This is a genomic window from Herbaspirillum sp. 1130, from assembly GCF_017833835.1.
GTDB lineage: Bacteria > Pseudomonadota > Gammaproteobacteria > Burkholderiales > Burkholderiaceae_D > Herbaspirillum > Herbaspirillum huttiense.
The window spans coordinates 297,594-320,635 of record NZ_JAFICQ010000004.1; the positions used below are offsets into that span (position 1 = coordinate 297,594).

The window sequence follows — 23,042 nt, forward strand, 5'->3', positions numbered from 1 at the left end:
TTAAAAGTGGTCAATCCAATCTACAGAGGAGTGTTATGAAATTCAAGAGCGCCATTATTCCATTAACTGCCGCCATCGGTCTGGCATTCGCAGGCGCCGCGCATGCCCAGGAAGTCGTCAAGATCGCCCACGTGGGCCCGCTCTCCGGCCCCAACGCCCACATGGGCAAGGACAACGAGAACGGCGCGCGCATGGCCGTCGAAGAACTGAACGCCAAGGGTTTCACCATTGGCGGCAAGAAGGTCAAGTTCGAACTGCTGGGTGAAGACGATGCTTCCGATCCCAAGCAAGCCACTGCGGTCGCCACCAAGCTGGTCGACCAGAAGGTCGCCGCCGTGATCGGCCACCTGAACTCCGGCACCACCATTCCGGCCTCCAAGATCTACAGCGATGCCGGCATCCCGCAAGTGTCCCCCTCGGCCACCAATCCTAAGTATACCCAGCAAGGTTTCAAGACCACCTTCCGCGTGGTTGCCAACGATGCGCAGCTGGGCGCCGCACTGGGCAAGTATGCCGTGCAGAAGCTGGGCACCAAGCAGATCGCCGTGATCGATGACCGTACCGCCTATGGTCAGGGCGTGGCAGAAGAATTCGCCAAAGGCGCCAAGGCCGCCGGTGGCACCATCGTCGGCACCCAGTTCACCAATGACAAGGCCACCGACTTCAACGCCATCCTGACCTCGCTCAAGGGCAAGAAGCCGGACGTGATCTTCTTCGGCGGCATGGACGCCGTGGGCGGCCCGATGCTGCGCCAGATGAAGCAGCTGGGCATCGGCGCCAAGTTCATGGGCGGCGACGGCATCTGTACCGGCTCCCTGCCGGGCCTGGCCGGTGATGGCCTGGGCGAAGACCAGGTGATCTGTGCCGAAGCCGGTGGCGTGGACGCTTCCGGCAAGAAGGGCATGGATGACTTCCGCGCAGCCTACAAGAAGAAGTTCGGCATCGATGTGGTCTACAACGCGGCCTATGCCTACGATGCCACCATGACCGTGGCGGACGCCATGGCCAAGGCCGGCTCGGCCGATCCCAAGAAGTACCTGCCCGAACTGGCCAAGATCAGCCACAAGGGCGTGACCGGCGTGATCGCCTTCGATGCAAAGGGCGATGTCAAGGATGGTTCGCTGACCCTGTACACCTACAAGGGTGGCCAGCGTACCGTGCTGGCCGTGACCAAGTAAATTTCGGTCGCCCTGCCCTGCTGGCTGGCTTGCGGGCTGGTTTTCAGGGTCGGTTAAAAAATGCAGCGCCCCCGATGGTTGTCGGGGGCGTTGTCGTTTGAAGGGGCTTGTATGCCATGCGTATTGTCCAAGGTCGGCCGCAGCGATATCGCAAATTGTTTTAATTATTTAAGGATAAAGACGCCAGCTGAGGCGTTTGCGTTGGCTTCTTGAGTTGAGCAGGTTTCACTGGGTCATTACAATGGCGGACTCTTGCTGATGCAGCTCAGTTGGTAGAGCAACTGATTCGTAATCACGGAATAGGCTTCAGAACAGTCCGACATCGCATGAAGCAACTACGACGTCAAAGCTTCAATGATTGAAGAGCCCGCTCAAGCGGGCTTTTTTGTTGTCGATATAGATTAAAATTAATCCTCGCCGAGAAAAATCCTGGGCACCTGTGGTGCTCCACACCACTCCGCTACGGCGTTGTAATGCTTAGCGAGCTTCTGAACAACCTCCAGCCCATCACCCACTTTTTGAAGAAAACTGTTCGTAGACGAGCCTACGGCCGCCGCGTCATCGAGCCAAGCTTTCAATTTTTTCATTGCGCTGGACGCCTTCGCATCATCCGGGGTGCTCTTTTCGCCGAGAGCAGCGAAGGCATCCTGCATATCGAGAAGCCGAAGTTGCATCTGCGAATTATCAGTAGTCAACTCTGAAAGGCGTTGCAATTGAAGTAGGATCTCCGGAACATCGTTTCGAATCTGCACAGCATTAGAGACGCAAATAACTGGACTTACATTCACAGCTATTGGGTGACTCTGCGATAACGAATGTCCGATCAGCTGCCTTAAGCTTTTAATTTCCTCCCCCTGCAGCGAAATTATGTCGCGTTGGTTTTCAACTCGGAGCTGTGCAATTCGTAGCTCAGTTTGGAGCTCAACAATCTTTACCTTGTTCTGAAACAGGGAATCAACCGGTGCATCCCCTCGCACAACCATTTCATATTCTTGTAACGCTCGCTCAATCACTTCTCTGTTGCCGTTATCGCTCTCGACTATGAGTCGAACACTCAACCCATCTTGTTCGATTCGAACCCTAGCATCATTTCCCGGATATTTTTCCTCAAGAACTGTGCTGAAGTAACTCAATATTCCAATACCCGCTTGCCTGTATTCAGGAGGAAACTCAATAGCGCGGTTAACAACAACACTCACACTTTGGACATCCACATCTGTAGGAATCTCAATAATTTGGGCTTTGGCCTCGTCGAGCGACAAAGCAATAATAAGAAACGGACTGGGATTGGATAAAGGCGCTAACGCTTGCAGATCCATTTTCAGACGGCTATATACACTCAGAGGCACCGACGGGCGGCCAAGCAACTGCGCCAGATCCTGATCATCGAATACCAGCGCTACGGGGATTCTAACGAACCCATGTTTTGTCGCTAAGGGAGTTATTGTATACAGCCACCGATTCATTGAATCCCGAGTTCGTATAAAAGCTAACGAGGTTTGATCCTGAATAAACCCCAAGCCAGCCATACTTAAACGAGCTCGACGATGTTCGCTTTTAAGGACCAATGCCCAGCCGGCTTGCTCTATCTCGTTATGCACTCCCTGATCAATCTGGCTCCAGTGCAGCCGATTCGTATTAGCCATGTATTTGGGCGCGGGCTGAGCCTTCATCACCTCGCGAGTCAGCCTATCTGCGATGGCATATATCGAATGCAACTGCTCAGGAAACTGTTCTTGCAAATTTGCCCATGCGCCCCCGTAAGAAATCACTTCTTTGACATACATATACCTCTCCCCAAATAAAAAATTGTCGTGAGCAATCATTAATGTCCGTTATTCAGCACATTATCATGATCAGCTTAGCCATTTCATGCCCACATACCTCCAACGATAACGGTATTTCGCCCTAAACAATTCCAATGCGGACATAGCCTGGAGCCGCCGCTGCGAGTTGGGCACGCGTCACCAGTCGTACGAGGCTTCTCATTCTGCGTACGTAGCATGCGGATGCAAGTCATGCTATTCTGATAACACAAATGGAAAAACCGGGGGAAACATGAACAATAAGGATGAGGGAATCGCGTTTAGATTTAAACGTAACGACACTGTCGGTACTGCGGACGCAGAATCTGATGACCAGTATCTCTCAAGCTGTTTCGTATCAACCGGAGATCTAGACACCCTGCGAGACTCCACGGACCCGAAGCGCATAATCGTGGGGCGAACGGGATCCGGAAAGAGCGCTCTGATCCGGAGGCTGAGAGAAGTAGAAGACAACGTAATCGAGTTGCCTCCACAGAACCTCTCGCTCAGCTACATTTCCAACTCGGACATCCTTAAGTTTTTCACTTCAGCTGGAGTGAATTTAGATCTTTTCTACCAGCTGTTATGGAAGCATGTCCTCGCAGTAGAACTACTAAAATATAAATACAAGATCAACAGTGAGGAGCAAAAACGCTCCTTCTTGAGCAAGCTCTTCGAGTCCAAAAAAGACAAGTCAAAAGAAGATGGAATTAGGTATTTGAGTGACTGGGGCGAAAAGTTCTGGGACGAGACTGAATACAGAGTAAAAGAACTAACAACGAAAGTTGAGTCCGACTTGAAGGCGTCCATAGGCGGAACGCTAGGTCCTGTTCATCTTGATGCTTCGGGAAGTCAAAAATTAACTGAGGAGCAGAAGCAAGAGGTCATTCAGAGAGGACGTAAAGTCGTCAATGAAATTCAGATTAAGGCATTGGCCGATGTAATTCGGCTGTTATCTGAAGATATGTTTAACGACCCGCAACAAAAGTATTTCATAACCATAGATGGACTGGACGAACAATGGGTCGAAGACGAACTTCGATACAGTCTTATTCGGGCACTAATTGAAACGGTACGCTCTTTCCAGAAAATAAAGTCAGTAAAAGTCGTCATCTCTCTTCGAGTTGACCTCTTAAACCGAGTAATTAACGCAACCAAGAATTCCGGTTTTCAAGAAGAAAAGTACTCTTCCCTGTATTTGAAATTGCGTTGGACACGCCAGCAAATTTGGGATCTCCTTGACAAACGTATAGAGCAACTTGTTCGCAAACGGTACACATCCCGCCCAGTGAAACTTCTGGAATTATTTCCAAGACAGATTGACCGCCTCGGATTCCTCGACTATTTATTGGAAAGGACGTTCTATCGGCCACGGGACGCGATTTTGTTCGTGAACGGATGCTTAGAAAGAGCTGAAGACAGAAGCTCCATTACAACAAGTATCATCTCAGAGGCCGAGGGCGAATACTCCCGAAAGCGCTTTATTGCATTGCAAGAAGAATGGGGAGCGACATACCCCGAGCTGACCGGTTACGCTAAGATTCTCGAAGAACAACCGATATCTTTCAAGCTTGGAGCGATATCTGCTCAAACACTAGAGCAAATCTACTATTCGACTATCTCTGCTTTTACCGAGACAGACCCGATACTGATGGCTGCGAACGACTACTTTTTAGCAGGGAAAGGCACACTCCACTCAGTCCTGACAAAACTTTTCTTAGTCCTGTATGAGGTTGGCTTAGTAGGAATCAAACCGGATAGCACCACAACTACGTTCTGGTCATTCCATTTAAACGAAGGTCCGAGTGTTGGCTCAATTAAGCCAACCTCTATTATTTACATTCACTCTTCATTCTGGCGGGTTTTAGGTACCAAGCTTCCGACTAAGAAAGGATGAGTAGCTGTAAAAAGCGTTGAGCCCTCGGCACATCTCCCAGGGCCAACCGCAAAAGTTCGCGCAAAATAGCGCCATAACTCTTTCCGTTATACCGGGAAAGTGGTGGGAGGCAAATTTGCTGCGAAAGCGGCGAGATTTATCCTCGAGAAGTGCGCATAGCGCCGCACCATATCCGATGTCTCCCAACCGCCTAGCTCCTGCAGGGCGAGTAGTGGCGTCCCGCTTTGAACGTGCCAACTTGCCCACGTATGCCGTAAATCATGCCACCTAAAGTCATTGATGCCAGCTCGCTTCAGAGCCTTGTACCACGCAGCAGTGCTCACTTGGACGATTTTCTTACCGTTATAGGTAAACACGAACACGGGGTGGCAACCTTTCCTAGCAGTAAGGATGCGCATCGCGTCATCGTTCAATGGAACAGCTTGAGATCTTCCATTCTTCATTAAAGCGCCATCGAAAGAAACTGTCCGCTCTCTCATATCAATCTGCTCCCAACGCAGCCCGGTGACATTTGAGCGGCGCAGCCCGGTCGCCAATGAAAATGCCGCCATAGCGGCCAGATGTGGAGGAAGTTCTTCAAGCAACCGAGCGGCCTGTTTGGGAGACAAAAACCGAACACGGCGCTGAGGCTCGCGCAGCAATCTCACATGTGGTGCGGACTTAAGCCAATCCCACTCAACCACCGCCATCCTCAGAATCGAGCGCAACAAAGCTAGCATGCGATTAACGGTGGCATTAGACACACCACTTGCAATCTTCTTCGTCCGCAAGAGAGCAACAACTTCACGGTCAATATGCAGCAAAGGGATCCCGCGTAGAAACATGTTCAACCAACGAATATTTGACTCATCAGACTTCAATGAGCGCTTCTCCGCTTTGTCTATGAGCCACATCGCTACAGCGTCATCCCACGTTTTCTCAACTACCATCTGCAGCCCCCTTTCCCCCTCATTCAAGGGAAATGTTAACCTCTATGAACAAAAGGAAATCCTCAACATTCCTCAACGTGCGCATCCTAAATTTCCCCCGCCGCAAACCAGTAGAAGGAATTGAGACGGTCATGATATTGGGTGATGTCGTTGAAACCCCGCATAGAAAATTCCTGCGCGATTAGCACCACAATGTCAAAACTGTCCGTATCCGCCTTGAAATAGATTTTGTACTGGTTCGGTTTCGGAATGCCGCGAGAAGCCCAATAGTTTTTTTTGTTGAAGCGCGCTTCCTCCAAATTCTTTGAAACGTATTTGCTGATATAGCTGGCGATACGGTGCGCGGCATTACGCCCGCGCGGCCTAGTGAAATCAACATTGCCATTGTTCTTTCCAACGACACGACGCCACATTGAGCGAATCAGGTTCCAGCTTCTCACACGCATTCCATGCTCATTCTTCAGCCACGCCGGAAACTGCTGACAGGCTATATGCACGTGTAATGCGCCTCGCTTCTGCACTTCCAAGGTGGCGACATAGTGAAACTCACCCAGACTGCGCAGACGCTCCCTGAAGGCCTTAAAGTCAGCCTCGACTCGTGCATAGTCGGTCATGCATTCTCGGTAAGTCAGAGTAAGCAGGCAATCAGCCTCCAGCATTTTCGCCAGCCTGCGCACCTTTGTCTTTGCGCGACGAGCCGCAGCAATCCGGGCCTTCTCGTGATCGCCTTCGCCGCGTTTCGTCGGCTCCTCAACCTCTGTCGCGTAGTCGAATATCTGACCATCACTATGGGTTTCGTACCCCTCGTCCAGGAACATTTCTACGCCCTTCGGGAATTCCGTTACTGTCAGCGTTTTCCAACGCCTTGCATCCGTACCAGCGAAATAGGAACCAAGTGACGCCTTAAGATTTGCATTGGCCGCAGCCTTGTCTATACTCGTCGTAAGCACAATTTCCCCTAAAGATTAGTTGTGTGAGCCCGGCAGCGTTGGCGCGTTGATCCGGGCATTTTTACGTCCATCAAAACCACTTTTCAAACTCGCCGAAAAGGCCATTCTTTCTCTGTTTCCTTAAGTGTTCTAGGTACAAGATCTACAGCGATGCCGGCACCCAGCAAGTAGCCCCCTCGGCCACCAATGCGAAGTACACCCAGCAAGGCTTCAAGACCACCTTCCGCGTGGTCGCCAACGATGCGCAGCTGGGCGCCGCACTGGGCAAGTATGCCGTGCAGAAGCTGGGCACCAAGCAGATCGCCGTGATCGATGACCGTACTGCCTACGGCCAGGGCGTGGCAGAAGAATTCGCCAAGGGCGCCAAGGCGGCCGGCGGTACCATCGTCGGCACCCAGTTCACCAATGACAAGGCGACCGACTTCAACGCCATCCTGACCTCGCTCAAGGGCAAGAAGCCGGACGTGATCTTCTTCGGCGGCATGGACGCCGTGGGCGGCCCGATGCTGCGCCAGATGAAGCAACTGGGCATCGGCGCCAAATTCATGGGCGGCGACGGCATCTGTACCGGCTCCCTGCCGGGCCTGGCCGGTGATGGCCTGGGCGAAGACCAGGTGATCTGTGCCGAAGCCGGTGGCGTGGACGCTTCCGGCAAGAAGGGCATGGATGACTTCCGCGCAGCCTACAAGAAGAAGTTCGGCATCGATGTGGTCTACAACGCGGCCTATGCCTACGATGCCACCATGACCGTGGCGGACGCCATGGCCAAGGCCGGCTCGGCCGATCCCAAGAAGTACCTGCCCGAACTGGCCAAGATCAGCCACAAGGGCGTGACCGGCGTGATCGCCTTCGATGCAAAGGGCGATGTCAAGGATGGTTCGCTGACCCTGTACACCTACAAGGGTGGCCAGCGTACCGTGCTGGCCGTGACCAAGTAAATTTCGGTCGCCCTGCCCTGCTGGCTGGCTTGCGGGCTGGATGTCAGGGCATGAAACAAAGCAACGCCCCCGATGCAGATCGGGGGCGTTGTCGTTTGGCGGCCTACTCGCGCATATTTTTTTAATTGTTTACGCTTTACGCCGGTTTACTTAGTTTTGGAACAGGGTATTGCGGACGGTTCTTTAGTTTTTTCGTGACGTTGCCATTTCCACTTATCGGGAAAGCGCCTTTTCCAGTGCAGCCTTGTTCATCGACGAACGCCCCTTGATACCGCGCGCTGCCGCTTCCGCATACAACTGCTTGAACGTGCGGCCGCCAGATCCGGCATGAGAGCGCAGGCCGCCCCGTCGAGAGGGTGACATATCTTGGGTGGACGTCTTGCTGGCCGTCTTGGATTCACCGTGCTGGGCCCGTTCCTTGTTGACGGTCCGGGCCGCGATCTCCTCGGCGCGCCGAGTGCTGGTGCCGCGTTTGACGGCACCGGCCTTGATGTGTTCATACTGGCGTTCACGTTTCTTGCTCCATGCGGTCTGCGGCATGATGGCCTCCTCTGCGGTTGCGCCAGCCGGTGACATTCTGCACGGACTGGCTAGGGATACGATCAGTGCTGATGCATCGATGTTGCGCTCCCCTATGCCGCCCTTGCATCCCGCTTCGTCTGAAAACGCTGTAAGACTGATGGAGGTCTCGGTCAGCCTCCTGCTCGCCGATGCCCGCAGCGCGCGGCCGCAGCCGATATTGATTCCCCGCGGCAACAAACAACGATGATCCGTGGCGACAACCTTTATGCAACTCATCAGTCCAATCGCTCATCACAAAACGGACGGGAGGAATCAATGAAACAGATCACGGCGGTCTTTGGTGTAGTGCATGCGGTGATCGCGCTGTTGTTTGCACTGGGCGCCCTGGCGCTGATCGCCATTGCGGCGAACATGGGTTACGAGGCGGTCAGCGAAGGCCTGGGGCTGCCGCAGGCCCAGGAGCTGATCGAGGCCATCGGCATCCTGGCGGCTGCGGTGGTGGCATTCCAGATTGCCGAGACCATTACGGAGGAAGAGGTGGTGCGCGACGCCAACATCAGCGCGCCGACGCGGGTGCGGCGCTTCCTGTCACGGTTTTTCGTGGTGGTGATCGTGGCACTGGCTATCGAGGGACTGGTGATGACCTTCCGTGCCGCGCATGAGGAAGCGGCGGACATGATCTATGCTGCCGCCCTGCTGGTCGGGACCGGTGTCTTGCTGGCGGCGTGGGGATATTTCATTTATTGCAACCGTTCTGCTGAGGAATTGGAGCCGGATGCCATGGAAGAGGCCAAGGAAGAGGACAAGAAAATTGATGGCTGAACGCTATGTTGTGAGGCTAGCGCAGGCTTGGCGGGCCTGCCCGAGGGGGTAGAAAGCTGAAAATTTCTGGCCGGGGTGTGGAAGAAGCGGAAAGAACCCGTTATAATCGCGGACTTTTGCTGATGTAGCTCAGTTGGTAGAGCAACTGATTCGTAATCAGTAGGTCGACGGTTCGATTCCGCCCATCAGCACCAGAACAGAAGCGGCTTGCAGCGATGCAGGCCGCTTTTTTTTGCTCCGCAATTCTGGCTTTGCTCCGCAATTTAGCTACTTAGCCGATATTAACAACTTGTAACTCGCATTCGACATCCCCATAATCCAAACGAGCACCAACCGGCTAAAAGAGGAAAAGATGATCGAATGCACGTTGATTTATCGGAACAAAGATGGCGCGGCGTCCGACTCACTACGATTCAAAAAGCAACTGCAAGCGCTCCCTCGCGTCGGGGATCTAATCATGTGGTCGAATACCGATCCAGCATTTATCGTGACGCAGGTTGTCCACTTGTTAGATCAAAGCGGTTACGGGAATGAGATATTGGTGTATTACCAATCGCAATCGTAAAGAGCGCCGACAAAAAGCCGCCTCATTCTTGAGGCGGCTTTATCACTTAGTCGGCGTTACCTTTTGACCGCGACGCTTTCGAACGTAGATTTCCGTCGTCGTCACGCTCTTGTGGCCCAGCTGTCCTTGCGCCGCCCTCACCCCTTCGGAATCAGTCTTGTCCGTGCCTGCCTTGGCGCGCAGGTCTCGGAACTGGAACTCAGCAAACGGAATTCCGGCATCTTCCCTCGCCTTGTCGAACCTGCTCCGCAAGGTTTCATAGGTGAGCGGCTGGCCCTCTTCGTTCACCAGCAGGCGCGTTGTCGTTACTTTTCCGACAATACTTCTCTTCCTGGCCAAGATTTTTTCGACAAGCACCTTCAGCTCCCCCGATATTTCGATGCGCAGCTTGCTGTTGGTCTTGTTCTGCGTCACCTCGATGGCGCCCTCGCGGATGTGCTTCTCGTCCACCTTGAGCACGTCGGCCACCCGGCCACCGAGCAGGTATGCCAGATCCATCGCCTCGCGCAGCACTTGGCCGCTCTTCTCCCATACCAGGGAATACATGTCGTCATAGACATAGACGTCCCGCCCCTCCTCGCGGAACGACTTGATGCCGGCGCAGGGATTGGGCAAATCGGTCAGCCCCTCGGCCCGCGCCGCATTCCAAACGTGCGAAATCAGCGCCTTGTCACGATTGGCCGCTACGCGCCCTTCGTCGCCCTTCACCTCAAGCCCCTTTTCGCGCAAAGAATCCTGCCGCTTCTTGCTACGCCAGGCCATGTACTGGCGGACGTGGATCGGCTTGATTTCTTCGAGCGGCGCCGGTGGATTGTCGAAAAATTCGAAGAGGAACGGGAACTGCCGCAGCTTCTCACGCCTGGTCTTTGGGCTGTTATCCAGCATATATTTCTTCTGATACACCTCGCAGGCATAGCGGAAGGTCACCACCTTGGACACGGTGGAAGGCGGCATCGCCTCCAATTCGGCCCACTTCCGCACGGCCTCGACGTAGTTAGAGCCGAGCGGAATCTCACGACGCGGCTTGCCGCCGGCATCGTAGTAGTAATAGATTACCCCACTTCGCTGCTCACGCGCACGCATGCCACGTGGAAGATTCGAATTTTTCGACGGCCTGCGCCCCATATCATGCCCCAATCACTGCTGGCTTCCATCCCTTTTTCGGGGCCTCTGCCGTGCGGCGCGATTCTACCGCCGACAGCAGTACCACCGGACGGCCGCGCGCATTCGAGATAAACGGAATGCCAATTTCGCGCAGGAACGCGGCCTGCATTTCGTACTTAGTCTGTTTGATTCCGGCCCGCGTTCTGCCACGCCGGATTCCAGTAAGTTCATCAAGCTCGCTAGAATTTAGAAACATGTGTTTTCCCTTCATAAGAGCTCTTGCATCACTTCGACAAAGAGCGCCGCTTGCTCGGCATTGATCGCATTGCCATAACCGCGCAGTCGTCCCACTCGGGCGGGTATCCCATGAGCCAACGGGAATGTGCCGGGTTCAACTGGCCGCCACTTTCCATCCCGGCAGAGCAGCCAATCAGCAGGCCTCCAGAGTCCGTTAGCCGGGCCGGTTGTGGATTCGATGCGAGATTCGCCTGACGCGGCAACTGATCTAGTCGCAGCGATCCGTCTGCCCGCGGCTTGATGTCCGCGCCGCTGTCCTTCCAGTCCCGGCTGGTCGGCGTAGTCCACCCCGCCAATATCGCTGCATGATTCAAGGTGATGTTCGGAGTAGTGAAGTCCTGGGATGGCTGACGCAATGCGTCCGTAGCTGTCGTGCTGGGCCATCCGGCCAGATGCGCGAAATCCTTCAGACCCGAATGCATGCCGTTGCCGCTCGGCCTCTTTTTTCCACTGATCTTCTGCATAGCCACCTTCCAGCTGCCGCCTCCGGAATGATCGTGCGCTGCCGGAGTAGGCCATCCAGTACGCGCGGTCTCGGATGTGCGGAGCACCGACGCCCGCAGACGGGAACGCAACCGCCCCGAAGGCATAGCCCACGGCTTCCAAGTCATCTTGTACAAGGTCGAGCCAAGGATCTGCGTCCTTGCTCGCAACTTGCTCTCCAGCGATGACTGCAGGGCGGCGCTCTTGGATGAGCCAGTAGAAGGCCGGCCAGAGATGCCGCTCGTCACCAAATCCAGCTCCTTGGCCTGCCGTGGAGAAAGGTTGGCACGGACAGGAACCAGTCCAAACAGGTCGATCATCTGGCCAGCCGGCGCGGCGTAGCGCGAGTGACCAGCCACCGATGCCGGCGAAGAAATGGCACTGCTCAAATCCTCGCAAGTCGTCAGGTCGTACATCCTCTATGCTCCTGGTATCTACTTCACCGGCGGCTACGTGGCCACCTTTAATAAGCTCGCGAAGCCATGCAGCCGCGAACGGGTCGATTTCGTTGTAATAGGCGCCCGACATCAAGCCCCCATCAAGGCCCTATCGGGACTTGGCAACGCGCTTTCTAGGCATCCGCTATAGTCGGATAAGCACAGACGGCGCGACTTGGCGCAAGCAGGCGCATTGCGGCGCCCTTCTCCGGCATCGTCGCAGTTGATGATGTCGGCGAGTGGCACGCCACGGAATTGCCCGGCCAGTTCGTTGTCCAGCTCTACCCAGGCGAATCGCTCGCCGTTGCCCAGGTGCTGGCGGATGACCGATACATAGCCGGCCAGCACACCATCGTCGGGCGTTTTGAACGTGATACGGTCCAGGGACCGAGGTGGCTGCATCACGAAGTCACGCGGTTTGCTGGCGGGGGCAATCACATCAAATTTCACAGCTGCATTCATTGCTTCTTCTCCTTGGTGGCCGTTACGGAGCACACGCCAAAGCGATCGACGGCGGCGGCGATCACGTCGCAGCTATGGGCTGCGATGGCGGTGTAGGAATGGCGTGCGCTGGCAGTGCGCACGACGACACGAAACGCGGTCATGGGGCGTTCCCTTTCGTTGGCTTGGTATCAATTGGAAGTTCGGTCACATCGAGCCGGCCGGCGCGCCAGTCGGCCACCTGGCGAGGCGTGCCTTGACGCGGTGACTTGTCCGGCAGCGGCACCATGCGCGGCCAGGGGCATGCCTTGATGGCATCCCAGGCCGCCAGTGCGCGACGCTGTTCATCGGCGGTCATGGCCGGGCCTAGCCATGCCGGCATGTCGTCCACCACCGGTCGAGGCCAGGGACATGCGCCCAGGGCGAGCCAGGCATGATCGATTTGCACGGCTTGGTCGGGCTTGAACATGACCGGTGCCGGTGATGTCTTCGGCTCGAAGGACACATCGGCCGCAAAGTCAGGTCCAGCGGGCTGCGTACAGTTATTTACACGAGTCCAAGGGAACCCCGAACCCGCCGATGCGCGGGCTCCGTGCCCCTGAACTGGGGTCCATGTATGCCGAACGGATTTAAAGACCACGCCCGCCATTTGGCGGCATTGCACGCCATAGGGCATGACACGTTCGCACTCTTCATAGCGGCCGGTGACAGTCTTGGTTTCTTTGGCCAGGGTGACCATCAGATCGTCACGTTTCACGATGGCACCGCCTTGAGCGCGCAAGTAGCTCGCCCAGCATGCACGCTTCTCGCCTTCGACCTTTTGTACGGCATCCCAGGCGGCGGCCATCGCTGGCGGCGCCTCTTGCACCATGTCTGCCGGAACGCGGCGCAGCTCGCGCCAGACGCTCACAGGTGCGCCGCCCCACTGCTGGAACTGCCGAATGCCCCAGCGGGCGGCCCAGGCTTCTACGCGCGCCGATGGCGTCAGCTCATAATCGCCGGCCGTGTCAGTGGTCACCACGTAGCCTTCTTTGGTCTTGTGGTCGGCTACGCCATCAATGTTCTTGGCCACATACTTGGCGATGTAGCCGGCGGCGCTGCCTTTCGACCAGTCAATGCGCTTCACATCCAGGCGGCGCTTGAATGCGCCCGGCTCACCACGGCCCACTCGCCAGGCGTAGCGCTTCATCACGCGGATAGCGCGGCCGGCCACGTCCTTGACGTGCGGGGTGGTGTAGCCCGGCAGAGCGCGCACGAACACCAGCATGTGCCAATGCGGGCATCCATCGTGATGCGGTTCGGCAATGCGGAAGCCGTATAGGCCGATGCCGCGCCGTGCGAGCGCCGAGCGTGCCAGGGCCGTCATCTTGCCTAGATACTTGTTAGCTGTGCGCGGGTCAGAGCCGTCATATTTCGGATTGGGCTTGCCGCTGTGTAGCGTTGCGTGAAAGCGAGACGGGCAAGACCACGTGAGGAACAGTCCTTCGTCCTTGCACTCGCGCGCAATGGTTTCGAAGCCGTTGATGCGCAGCATGAGCTCACCGCGCCGAATGGTTTTATTGGCGGTGGTCTTCTCGGCCAGCTCTGCGATGCTGAATTCCTGGCCGGCCTCGTTCCGCACCATCGTCGCTTCCAACGCCGCTGCATTGCGCTTGTTTTGTGCCAGGCGCGACAGCACTGCATCATTGCTGGCATAGGGCTCACCGTGATAGTGGACATAGCCCAAGCGGATATTGCCCCCCTCGAAGGCACGGCCAACCACCTTGCGCAGTTGACGGCGCCACCAGCGTGGGTCCACTACCCGCGCGATGATGGCGCGCAGGTCATCGTCGTCCACCTCAGGCACGTCAATGCCGTAATCGCTGCATTCCTGCTCGATGATGTCGCGGGCGTGCGTGTCGGAAATCGCCTTCCAAAGCATCTTCTTGACGTTCTCGGCAGCCTTCTCGGCAGTGGCGCAGATTTCCGCATCATCCTGCGAAAGATCAATTCCGGCCGGCACATACTGGTCCGCGAAGTCACGGACAAAATCGAGGGCGACCGGCTCGAAGATCCGGCGCCAGTGCCATACCGACATGAGCTCAAGCGCCTGGCTAACAACACGGCCGCGCCACTTCAGCGGGATGCGTTCCAGTTCGCTGGCAAACTGAGGCGAATCGAGAAAGGCCTTGTGCTGGCGTCGCGTCTTCGCGTCGACTTTTCTATACTGCATTGAGGGCTCTTTCGTAGGTCGAGATTGCGCGAAGCACGGCATGACGCATGGCCAAGCGTTCGGCTTCAGTGAATGAATGGATAGGCGATTCCCAGCGATCTGCCGATAAACCGGCCAGACTCAGGATGTGCCGACGAATGGGCTTGGCAGTAGCCGCCCAGGAGTACGCGACGCCTATCTGGTGGTTCGGCCGCTGGCGAGTGCGCAGCAGGGTCATGGCCTTCTCCAACTCGGCCTTTGCAGCCTGATCGCCTGGTGGCGTGGGCACCTGTGCCGCACGCTCGCGCAGCAGCTCCGTGGCAGGGCGGAACGACGCGTGATCCTTGATACGGGCGCACCGCATGTTCAGCCTTTCACCCAGCCCAGAGCCGACAGCACGGCCGGCGCCAGCAGCAGCAGCAGCAGGCCGGCAACGAAGTAACTCAGCAGGCTACGCATCACCATTCCCCGAGCAGACCATCAATGCGCTGCAGGCGCGCAGCGAGCCTGTTCGAAATGACATTCTTGCCTTCCCAGATGACGTTCCAGCGCAGCTCGTCGATGAGCGCGGCCTTGTGCATCAGCATGCGCTGCGCGCAGCGGAATTCCTTCAAGTCCTCATCCATTCGAAGCCTGACCAAGGTGAGTGCGTTGATGGCTTTTTGCTGATCGGTAATCGTGGCCATGATTTTTCAGGGTGAGCGAATCCCGCGTGCGCCATACGGCGCACGGCAGGCATTGATTTATCGGGAGTGGGGCGACCGCTTAGACGGTCGCGAGATCTAGCGTCATCTGGTTCTTGGCGGCCAGAAATGCGCGCGAGGAAATCGGAATGCGCACTTCTGGATTCGGCATCGCCGACATCGACACGGTGCGCGAGACTTCAAGCGTGGCCACGAAGGTATGGCCGCACTCAACGTTCTGGCACTGGTATGTGATTTCCTTCATCATCGAGGACATGGTGCGACTCTTAGCCGCGCGCACCGGGCTTTGGCAGTGCGGGCATGGCAGGCTGATTACGCGCATGGTTTGGATTTTCCCCCAACGGGATAGAGCGCCCGGCCCCTGCCGGTGATACGCCTCACGCCGTTTCGTACCGCTGTTTTTACGAGCCATTCCAATGCCTGGTCGATGGACTCCAGACCTTCCCGTTGACGGATATTCTCAATCATCTGGCGTTCGTCGTCCGAGAGCATGGTTTCGTTGGAAGGCATTTTCAGTTACTCAAAAGTTGCTTATTCATGCCTTGGTTTAGAACGTTGCGTGGGCTACGCTTTCACCATTGCCAGATGCGAGGATTTCGGCGGCTTGGCGCAGAGCAAGCTGTCGCAAGATAGTTGCGGTCGCTTCACCTTGATAGTGAGCGAGCGATTCAACAATTGCTTGCTCGTAATCATCGAGGCTAAGCATGTGGCGATGCTTGCGGACGCGTTTCGGGTCTGGATACATGGCTTATCCCTTGGCTGTTCAACGGTGGATTTCTTGTTCGTAGGCTTGAATACCCTTCAGCACCATGAGGCGGAGAAAGGACGAGCGAGTTCGATGGTCTTGAACCGCATAGGCCGATACTTTTTCCGCCTCGCGAGAATCAAGGCGGGTGGTCATAACCACCGAAGTGACATCCGTGGCGGCCGGAATATCGGTTTGATTTCTCAATGGCAACGAAATAGCGGATGTAGACATAGAGTAAAATTTGTATACGTCACTTAGCAATGACGGAAATATAGTATTTAAAAACATACCCGTCAAGAGTTTTTCAATATGGAATTAAATACATTCGGCGAGCGATTGAAGAGCGAGCGCAACAGGCTTGGCCTTTCGCAAGAAGCATTCGCTGCAGTCGGTGGCGTCAAAAAATTGGCCCAAATTTCTTACGAACAAGGGAAGACACTTCCTGACATCGGTTTTATGGTGGCGGTATCAAAGATCGGCGTCGATGTCACCTACGTTATGTTTGGCGTGCCTACCCCTGGAGCTTTGTCGGCTGAGGAGGATCAGTTATTAAATGGTTTCCGGAAACTTGATCTGATGGGCAAAGTACGAGTACTAGGCGTTATCGAAGGCGCGGTTCCGCAAGAAAAAACCCAGGCGCGACATGTCGTTTCGATTGGAGGCAGTGTCGGCCATCAGGTCAACGGCGATGTCTATGGGACCGTCAACAATGGAGATACGCCCGGCAAGGTAAAAGCCGCTCGCGTGAAGGCAGAAAAGAAAAAGTAAAAGAGTGTGTAGTTGGGCATTGCCCGTGTCGAGCTCATATCTGGTTGCTCGCGTAACACGTAGTGGGTATTTAAGCGTTATTGGGGAAGTAATGGAGCACAAGTTAAATGTTGAAGGGGAAGTCGTTCATCTGGTTAATGGTAGCGTTCATGAAGCACCACAACTGAGTAGTGTGGTTACTCTAAATCTGCTGGGTGATAACAAGAAGGTAGAAACTCTGACTCAACTTCAGCGTCGCACCATCGCCGATTTAATTGATCAACTTTGCGCGAAGACTGGCGAGGAACCGTTAGCGCTGTATCGCATAATCTTGACGGATTTCGGTGCGACAAAAATGAAATTCATGCCGCGTGAAAAGTATCCACAGGTGAAGGCTCAAATTAATCAGTGGATCGCCGAGGCTAAACAAGGAAATGAATCTCTAGAAAAAGGCACGGTGCCAAGCGGCCCCGCAGTCTCTAAAAGTTCGCCATCCGAAGAGCCCACTCCTCCCGCCGTATCCCCACCTATTTGCTACGCCTGTGCCGAGAAAGACATTGGGTATATGCGTTTACAGCGAAGCACTCGCGGCCTATGGATCTTGGTCATCCTCCTCGCTTCGATATGCGGATGGTTGCTCTACAAAATGCCTGCGCCGGTTGAGCCGGAGCAGGTTGCAGACAATAGCTGCTATTTCGAAGGCAAGGCTTATTCGCGTGGCGGTTCCATCAAAGTGGACGGCGATCTGATCAAGGAATGTATTTACGACGTGACGACCGGCAAATCATTTTGGTCGAAGCCACGATAGTCAATCCGAGTTGTTCTCCGCGATGATCTCGCGGACCTCTTTGATTTTGGCCCACTCCAGTGCAGCTGCGCGGCTGGCGCTTTGCTTGGAGGCATAGGTCCGTTTCAGTGTCTTGGCGTTGTCGGCCTTACCTGCCAGCTCGGTGCCCTTACTGTTTTTCTTCTTTGCTTTGTCGTGCCACTCGGCTTTCACGCCGGTGATACCTTCCTCTGGATCCTGATCAAGCTCGCGCTCTGTATCGGCTTCCTCAGATTTGGTCTCGAACTCAATTCGCGTAGTAAAACCGCTGCCGCTGATGGAATGCGTGACGGTTTTCGATAGCCATTCCGTGGCGTCGATATCTGCCTTGAATCCCGAAACCACTACAGGCGATTGCGGCATGATGCTGGCATCGCCAAGGGCGAGCTGCATCTCGAAGGTGGCCAAGCCACGTTCAATGCGCTGCCACTCGGCCACGGCGGCAGCGCGCGCATCAGTCTCATTCGCGAACGTGGTGCGCAAGCGCTTGCTGTTGCCTGCCTGGCCAGCGACGACACTGCGGCGGCGTCCGTATTTCTCATCCATCCAGAATGCGCGAACGCCGCTATACGCATCGGATTCTGAGCTGTGATATCGGTGCTGGTCCCCCAACGCCCTCACCACCTTCACCACGGGCAGCGGCTTGCCGCTGGCGGTGCGACTCTCGTTGATCGGCATGAACAACAACGTGTCATTTTTCACCGTAGCCACCGCGTCATATTTCTTGCCCAGGCGACGCAGTAGCGCGGAATCGCTCTCATGCGTCTGGTCCAGGTGCTTGATGGCGATGGACCGCAGGCCGGCCGATATCCCCGATGCCAGCCCATTGTCGGCGGCGATGACATCCACCACGGCACCGAGCGTGGTCTCATGGAAACTACGGTCTCGCTGTTGCCGAAACGCATCGATCATGCTGGCCGACCTGGCGCGGATGGTGAGTCGATCCGGGGCGCCGCTGTGCTCCACCTCGGAGACCACAAACGCGCCCTTGTCCACCAGCGGCGAACCCAGCCAGCCGAGCGCGAAATTCAGCTTGGCGCCCTTGGGCGGTATCTTCAGCTTGCCATCGGAGTCGTTCAGCTCGATGTCCAGTTGATCGGCTTCATCACCCCGGCACTCGCGCAAGGTGATGCTCATGAGTCTGTCGGAGACAGGGTGACTGATATCCTTGTCCTCGATGACGATGCGGAATGCCGGCGCGGTGGTGGTCATTGGCCAGCCCCGCCGAACTTACCGACGATGCCGCCGACCTTGGACTTGACGCCATCGATGGCACTGACCACCACATCGCGGGCTTTGTCAGCGATGCTGTTCGTGATGCCGTCGATATCCACCATGTTGCGCAGATCCGAGATATCGCCAAGACCGAGCGACGACAGCACGCTATCGTCGGTGCGCTTTAACTTGATGGTGAACTCAATGCGCTTGGCGTCGCCATAGCCGTCCAGCACAGTGCGCCCTTCATCCATGCTCTCGATCACATAAGAACCATAGATGCGCCCCGTACCCTGGATCAGGAACCAGCTCTTGCCGGTATCGGCCATCAGGCGCAGGGCATCCAGCGAAAAGGCGCTACCCGTCAGCTCCGGTGCAATCCAGCCGGTGAGGGTGATGAGATCATCCCCCTTGCCGGTGAACTGCACCGCATCACGCCGGCCCACGCGCGCATTGCTGGCGAACTTCCATTGCGTCTGCCGCTGCAGCTCTTGATAGGCCAGCGTCGGCAGGCTGAAGACGAACATTCCCAAGACCATCATCATGACGTTTTTCCTTAATCCCAATCTGCGAGGTTCGAGCGCTGGCGCGACGCCTTCATGCGGTCGCGGCGGTCGAGCTCAGCGGCTACCGCGCGGGCGATGGCTTGCTCATCCATGCCGGGCGTCGGCTGGATGATGATTTGCACGGTATCGCCCTGGTAGACGACAGGCTGCGCGCTGCCACCGCTGATCGGTGGCCGGCTATCGAAGGCCATCGCCGGCACGCTGCCCGCACCAATGGCCACGGCCGCGCCAGCGCTAGCCAGCTTGCCGGCGAGACTGCTAACGGTCGACAGCGGCCCGTCCTGGCCCCGATTCAAGCCCACGGCCAGGCCTTGCATGGTGTAGTCGCCCAGCTCGGCAAAGACCCTGCTCGGACTATGGATGTCTAGTTTTTCCTTGAACCAGCCAATGACGCTGGCCCCGGCGCCCAGCACCGCATCCTTGACGGCGCCAATGCCGCTGGTGATGCCGTTGACCAATCCGTGCAGGATCATGGCGCCGAACTCGGTGAATTTGGCCGGCAGCTCGATGCCGAACCAGCTCAGCACGCCCGCAAACGCCTGGTAGAACAGTCCCACCGGAGACCAATTCACGATCAATGCACCAATCCCGGCCAGACCGCCCGCGAACGCGCCGCGCACCTGCTGCCATAGGTTTCCGAAGAATCCGGCAATGGGTTCCCAATTCCGATACAGCAGATAGGCTGCGGCGGCAATGGTGGTCACCGCCAGGCCGATCGGGTTCATCAGGAATACCCGCCCGAGCCACATGAAGACCGTCCCGATACCACGCAGAATGGGCATGAGCAGATTACCCTGCAGGCCAATTTTCGCGAACAGGACGTGCAACATGGCATACGGGCCGATCACGGACGCCAGGGCCAGCATCAGCGGCCCCATCACTACCATGACGGCGGCGATGGCACTGAAGCCCACAATCATGGCCTTGGCCTTGGCAGGATTGCGCTCCATGAAGCCGGTCAGCGCCTGGACGGCGCTGGTAGCCATCTGCAGCCCCGATGCGTAGAGCGGTAGGATCTTCGTGCCCAGCTCCAGTTTCAAGTCCGCTACCTTGGCCAGGGTTTCCAGTTCCTTCCCGCTGGCGGTGTCGCGTCCGAGCTTATCGAGCTCGTCGATATTGGCAGCGCCCCGGTTCAGTTTCTCGTTCTTGTGGATCTGCGTGCGCTGCTGGTACATGGTGGAGAAGAGCTGCGCCGCCGTGCGGTTCGAGAAGATCCCGCCGATGGCGTCAAGGATGCCTTTCTCATCGGTGATGCCCTTGCTGGCCAACTGCGGCAAGAGCACTTTTTCCATCCATTCGAATTGGTTCTCGCGGAACAGATCCGCGCCCTTGATGGCGCCGGGATTCAGGAACGAGACCTGGCCGGCCTTGTCGTGCTTGACCTTAGATTGATCCCCGATCAGGCCCAGGTCCGACAGCATGGCAATGGAACGCTTGGTGGTGCGTCCCTGGTACAGGTTCTGGTAAGCGCTCATCATCGAGGTGCCGACCCGGTTGCCGCCCATTTCCTGCACCAGGGATTCGAGCTGGTAATAGAAGGCTTCATCCTTGATGCCCTTGGCCGCGATGCCGCCTGTCTTGATCAGGTTCAGCCACTCGCTCGGGCCGACCCGGCCGCCCGTGGCGGTCAGCACCTGCTGCACCATGTTGGCCTGCTTGGAGAAGGTGCCGATGTCCTTGGTGCCGTTGCGCATTTCGATGACCTTCAGCATGTCCATGAACTTGCGCTCGTTCTCGGCACCCTCGGCTTCCCCATAGAAGGCGTGATTGCCGAATTTCATCTTGGCCATCATGGGCGCGACCATTTCGGCGTGATGCGTGTCACCAAAGGCCGTGATGCCGTCGCGCAGCAACTGCAGATTGTCGAGCTGGCTGGTGCCGTAGGTCTTCATGTCGCGCGCGAACTTGATCGCTTCGGCGGTCGCCGCCGGCCCCAGGCCGAGCGCACGCACGCGACCGTTCTCAGTTTCGTAGTGCGTGGCTTCTTTCAGACCAGCCAGCATCGGCGCGCCCATGGCAGCGCCACTCGCCGTGGCACCGACGCCCGCCGCTGCCAGGCCGCCGGCCGTACTGCGCAGCTTGTCGGCGCGCTGGCGCGCATTGGCCATGACCTGCTGCTGACGACTGCTGGCGGCCAGCTTCTTTTGCTGTTCAGCCAATTCGGCGTTGGTGGCGGCAATACTGTTCTTGAGCCAGGTCTGCGCGTTGGCAAGCTGGCGCGAACCAACACCCGCATCGGCCAAGCGCTCGCGCAGCGCACGATACTGCGTGCCTTGCCGCTCGCTGGCGTCCTGCAGGGATTTGACGCTGCGCACAGCGGCATTGAATTCACGCGTCATGGCGCGGGTCGGGTTCTCTACACCCTTCATCCTGGCCGCCAGCTCGGTCACGCGCTGCTGCGCGGTGGACAGTTCGGCATTCGTCTTGCGCATGCCCTGATGCAGGTCGCGCAGGCCGTCGAGGTCTTTTTGTTGCTTGTTCAGCTCGCGCAGCCTGTCGCTGGTGTCCTTCAGTGCCTTCCCGGTGTCCTTGGCACCGCTGGCGATCTTCTTCAGCGGGGCGGTGATTTTCTCCATCATGGAGAACACCACTTGCATTTTCAGTTCATTTGCCATTTACTCCGCCCCGCTTCTTACTCGGGCGCGCTCGCGCCACTTCATGAGGTCTGTCAGTTCCAAGTCCTCCATCGCGGCCGGTGGCCAGTGGAACACCGTCGCGATGTCGGCCATGGCGTCTTCTACTTCGATTGGGAGACCAAGGCGCGGTCCGCCTTCGGTGCCAAAAAAACAGAGACCTCCATACCGCACTTGATCAGGTCGGCCGGGTCCATGGCGGCCACATCGAACTGCGTCAGGGCGGGTTCGCTGATACGCGGCAACACCACCTGCAGGGCGCTCACGTTCATGTTCATGAGATCCATCAGGCTCACGCCGCGCAGGGCACCGGACTTGGGACGGCGCAGGGTCAGCTCGGTGATTTGGGAATTGCCGCGCGTCAGCGGTTCGTCCAGCTCGACAACAACGGTTTCGATTTTGGGGGCGGTTGCGGTGGTCATGGTGGTTCCTTGTCAAATTGGGAATTAGGAGAGGCAGGCGGCGGGGTGCCGCCTGGCCATTACAGGCCGATAGCCTTGCGGATGTCGGCGCGGCGATCTTCACCGCCGACGATCTCGATGCCGTTCATGAAGTCGAAATCGAACATCACTTCGTTGTCGATGGTGAGCTTGTAGGCGCTCAGGGGCATGCTGAACTTGTGCGAGGTGTCATCGCCCACCTTGGCATTGCCCATATCCACTTCTTTGTAGCGGCCACGCACGGTGATTTCCACCGCCTGCACAGAACCGTCATCGTCATTCTGGTAAGCGCCTGCGAAGCGCAGTTGCACGGCACCGTGGGACTTGGCCGCGTATTGCTTCAGCGCTTCCTTGACCAGGCCACCGGCGGTCCACTCCAGCTGGATGGCTTCTTGGCCCAGGTCCACCGAGACCGGACCGGACATGCCGCCCGCGCGATATTCCTCCATCTTGCGCGACAGCTTCGGCAAGGTCACCTCCGTGGCCATGCCGGCAAAGCTGATGCCATTCTCGAACAGGTTGAAATCCTTCAGTTTGTGGGGCATGCCCATGTCTTACTCCTATGATGTGAGGACGGGAGGCGGCCAGGCGTACCGGCCGGCTA

Annotated in this window: 26 protein-coding genes, 1 tRNA gene and 1 pseudogene; 7 read left to right on the plus strand and 21 right to left on the minus strand. The window is 56.7% G+C overall.

The genetic code is table 11. The annotated features are described in order from the left end of the window. Nucleotides 1-35: 35 nt before the first annotated feature. On the plus strand, nucleotides 36-1,178 hold the full coding sequence (locus JOD78_RS19075) for a branched-chain amino acid ABC transporter substrate-binding protein (protein ID WP_039784467.1): 1,143 nt from the start codon (nucleotides 36-38) through the stop codon (nucleotides 1,176-1,178). A gap of 407 nt (nucleotides 1,179-1,585) precedes the next feature. On the opposite strand, the gene JOD78_RS19080 is transcribed toward JOD78_RS19075, so the two are convergent. After that, nucleotides 1,586-3,004 carry a hypothetical protein gene (locus JOD78_RS19080; protein ID WP_209567346.1) on the minus strand — a complete coding sequence of 473 codons (1,419 nt, stop codon included), beginning with the start codon at nucleotides 3,002-3,004 and terminating at the stop codon, nucleotides 1,586-1,588. Nucleotides 3,005-3,236: 232 nt separating this feature from the next. Between JOD78_RS19080 and JOD78_RS19085 the strand changes: the two genes are divergently transcribed. Continuing rightward, on the plus strand, nucleotides 3,237-4,880 hold the full coding sequence (locus JOD78_RS19085; protein ID WP_209567349.1) for a DNA repair protein: 1,644 nt from the start codon (nucleotides 3,237-3,239) through the stop codon (nucleotides 4,878-4,880). 86 nt (nucleotides 4,881-4,966) lie between these two features. On the opposite strand, the gene JOD78_RS19090 is transcribed toward JOD78_RS19085, so the two are convergent. Then, on the minus strand, nucleotides 4,967-5,809 hold the full coding sequence (locus tag JOD78_RS19090) for a site-specific integrase (RefSeq protein WP_245202209.1): 843 nt from the start codon (nucleotides 5,807-5,809) through the stop codon (nucleotides 4,967-4,969). An 86-nt stretch (nucleotides 5,810-5,895) separates the two neighbouring features. Continuing rightward, nucleotides 5,896-6,627, minus strand: coding sequence for a hypothetical protein (locus tag JOD78_RS19095; protein WP_209567350.1), 732 nt, complete (start codon nucleotides 6,625-6,627; stop codon nucleotides 5,896-5,898). A gap of 269 nt (nucleotides 6,628-6,896) precedes the next feature. Between JOD78_RS19095 and JOD78_RS19100 the strand changes: the two are divergent. Further along, nucleotides 6,897-7,697 (plus strand): annotated as a pseudogene (locus JOD78_RS19100) (branched-chain amino acid ABC transporter substrate-binding protein); the annotation flags it as partial. A 213-nt stretch (nucleotides 7,698-7,910) separates the two neighbouring features. On the opposite strand, the gene JOD78_RS19105 reads toward JOD78_RS19100, so the two are convergent. Beyond that, nucleotides 7,911-8,237: a plasmid stabilization protein gene (locus tag JOD78_RS19105; RefSeq protein WP_209567351.1), complete on the minus strand. Its 327-nt coding sequence runs from the start codon at nucleotides 8,235-8,237 to the stop codon at nucleotides 7,911-7,913. A gap of 297 nt (nucleotides 8,238-8,534) precedes the next feature. Here JOD78_RS19105 and JOD78_RS19110 point away from each other — a divergent pair, with 297 nt between their 5' ends. Both JOD78_RS19110 and JOD78_RS19115 read left to right on the plus strand, forming a co-directional pair. Continuing rightward, complete coding sequence (locus tag JOD78_RS19110) at nucleotides 8,535-9,041, plus strand: hypothetical protein (protein ID WP_209567352.1); 507 nt, start codon at nucleotides 8,535-8,537, stop codon at nucleotides 9,039-9,041. A gap of 118 nt (nucleotides 9,042-9,159) precedes the next feature. Then, nucleotides 9,160-9,235: transfer RNA gene (locus JOD78_RS19115), tRNA-Thr, on the plus strand. Nucleotides 9,236-9,648: 413 nt separating this feature from the next. On the opposite strand, the gene JOD78_RS19120 is transcribed toward JOD78_RS19115, so the two are convergent. The 11 genes from JOD78_RS19120 to JOD78_RS19170 form a co-directional block, all read right to left on the minus strand. Next, nucleotides 9,649-10,689 carry a tyrosine-type recombinase/integrase gene (locus tag JOD78_RS19120; protein WP_209567353.1) on the minus strand — a complete coding sequence of 347 codons (1,041 nt, stop codon included), beginning with the start codon at nucleotides 10,687-10,689 and terminating at the stop codon, nucleotides 9,649-9,651. 43 nt (nucleotides 10,690-10,732) lie between these two features. Next, nucleotides 10,733-10,981 (minus strand): DUF4224 domain-containing protein, encoded by a 249-nt coding sequence (locus JOD78_RS19125; RefSeq protein WP_209567354.1) that lies wholly within the window; start codon nucleotides 10,979-10,981, stop codon nucleotides 10,733-10,735. Continuing rightward, nucleotides 10,978-12,018, minus strand: coding sequence for a DNA cytosine methyltransferase (locus JOD78_RS19130; RefSeq protein WP_209567355.1), 1,041 nt, complete (start codon nucleotides 12,016-12,018; stop codon nucleotides 10,978-10,980). The genes JOD78_RS19125 and JOD78_RS19130 overlap by 4 nt, the downstream gene beginning before the upstream one ends. Then, on the minus strand, nucleotides 12,018-12,389 hold the full coding sequence (locus JOD78_RS19135; RefSeq protein WP_209567356.1) for a hypothetical protein: 372 nt from the start codon (nucleotides 12,387-12,389) through the stop codon (nucleotides 12,018-12,020). The genes JOD78_RS19130 and JOD78_RS19135 overlap by 1 nt, the downstream gene beginning before the upstream one ends. Continuing rightward, nucleotides 12,386-12,532, minus strand: coding sequence for a hypothetical protein (locus JOD78_RS19140; protein WP_008330650.1), 147 nt, complete (start codon nucleotides 12,530-12,532; stop codon nucleotides 12,386-12,388). Before JOD78_RS19140 ends, JOD78_RS19135 begins: the two co-directional genes overlap by 4 nt. Next, a complete protein-coding gene (locus JOD78_RS19145; RefSeq protein ID WP_209567357.1) occupies nucleotides 12,529-14,580 on the minus strand; it encodes a replication endonuclease in 2,052 nt (683 codons plus the stop codon). The genes JOD78_RS19140 and JOD78_RS19145 overlap by 4 nt, the downstream gene beginning before the upstream one ends. Further along, nucleotides 14,570-14,923 carry a hypothetical protein gene (locus JOD78_RS19150; RefSeq protein WP_209567359.1) on the minus strand — a complete coding sequence of 118 codons (354 nt, stop codon included), beginning with the start codon at nucleotides 14,921-14,923 and terminating at the stop codon, nucleotides 14,570-14,572. The genes JOD78_RS19145 and JOD78_RS19150 overlap by 11 nt, the downstream gene beginning before the upstream one ends. Nucleotides 14,924-15,017: 94 nt before the next feature. Next, a complete protein-coding gene (locus JOD78_RS19155) occupies nucleotides 15,018-15,245 on the minus strand; it encodes a hypothetical protein (RefSeq protein ID WP_209567361.1) in 228 nt (75 codons plus the stop codon). Between the two features lie 79 nt (nucleotides 15,246-15,324). Beyond that, a complete protein-coding gene (locus JOD78_RS19160; protein WP_245202210.1) occupies nucleotides 15,325-15,675 on the minus strand; it encodes an ogr/Delta-like zinc finger family protein in 351 nt (116 codons plus the stop codon). Nucleotides 15,676-15,810: 135 nt separating this feature from the next. After that, nucleotides 15,811-16,008, minus strand: a complete 198-nt coding sequence (locus tag JOD78_RS19165) for a hypothetical protein (protein WP_134136198.1) — start codon at nucleotides 16,006-16,008, stop codon at nucleotides 15,811-15,813. 18 nt (nucleotides 16,009-16,026) lie between these two features. Then, complete coding sequence (locus JOD78_RS19170; protein ID WP_134040294.1) at nucleotides 16,027-16,242, minus strand: hypothetical protein; 216 nt, start codon at nucleotides 16,240-16,242, stop codon at nucleotides 16,027-16,029. Nucleotides 16,243-16,320: 78 nt separating this feature from the next. Here JOD78_RS19170 and JOD78_RS19175 point away from each other — a divergent pair, with 78 nt between their 5' ends. Together JOD78_RS19175 and JOD78_RS19180 are read left to right on the plus strand one after the other, a co-directional pair. Continuing rightward, nucleotides 16,321-16,779, plus strand: a complete 459-nt coding sequence (locus JOD78_RS19175) for a helix-turn-helix transcriptional regulator (RefSeq protein ID WP_245202211.1) — start codon at nucleotides 16,321-16,323, stop codon at nucleotides 16,777-16,779. A gap of 91 nt (nucleotides 16,780-16,870) precedes the next feature. After that, complete coding sequence (locus JOD78_RS19180; protein ID WP_209567363.1) at nucleotides 16,871-17,566, plus strand: DUF1496 domain-containing protein; 696 nt, start codon at nucleotides 16,871-16,873, stop codon at nucleotides 17,564-17,566. On the opposite strand, the gene JOD78_RS19185 is transcribed toward JOD78_RS19180, so the two are convergent. From JOD78_RS19185 to JOD78_RS19210, 6 genes are read right to left on the minus strand one after another with little or no spacing between them, the layout of a single operon-like run. Next, complete coding sequence (locus JOD78_RS19185; RefSeq protein ID WP_209567365.1) at nucleotides 17,567-18,796, minus strand: contractile injection system protein, VgrG/Pvc8 family; 1,230 nt, start codon at nucleotides 18,794-18,796, stop codon at nucleotides 17,567-17,569. Continuing rightward, a complete protein-coding gene (locus tag JOD78_RS19190) occupies nucleotides 18,793-19,344 on the minus strand; it encodes a phage tail protein (protein WP_209567367.1) in 552 nt (183 codons plus the stop codon). Before JOD78_RS19190 ends, JOD78_RS19185 begins: the two co-directional genes overlap by 4 nt. An 11-nt stretch (nucleotides 19,345-19,355) precedes the next feature. Then, on the minus strand, nucleotides 19,356-21,980 hold the full coding sequence (locus JOD78_RS19195) for a phage tail protein (protein ID WP_209567369.1): 2,625 nt from the start codon (nucleotides 21,978-21,980) through the stop codon (nucleotides 19,356-19,358). Beyond that, on the minus strand, nucleotides 21,981-22,094 hold the full coding sequence (locus JOD78_RS19200) for a GpE family phage tail protein (protein WP_209567371.1): 114 nt from the start codon (nucleotides 22,092-22,094) through the stop codon (nucleotides 21,981-21,983). An 8-nt stretch (nucleotides 22,095-22,102) separates the two neighbouring features. Continuing rightward, on the minus strand, nucleotides 22,103-22,420 hold the full coding sequence (locus tag JOD78_RS19205; protein ID WP_209567373.1) for a phage tail assembly protein: 318 nt from the start codon (nucleotides 22,418-22,420) through the stop codon (nucleotides 22,103-22,105). Nucleotides 22,421-22,479: 59 nt separating this feature from the next. Next, complete coding sequence (locus tag JOD78_RS19210; protein ID WP_112076923.1) at nucleotides 22,480-22,989, minus strand: phage major tail tube protein; 510 nt, start codon at nucleotides 22,987-22,989, stop codon at nucleotides 22,480-22,482. Nucleotides 22,990-23,042 lie beyond the last annotated feature (53 nt).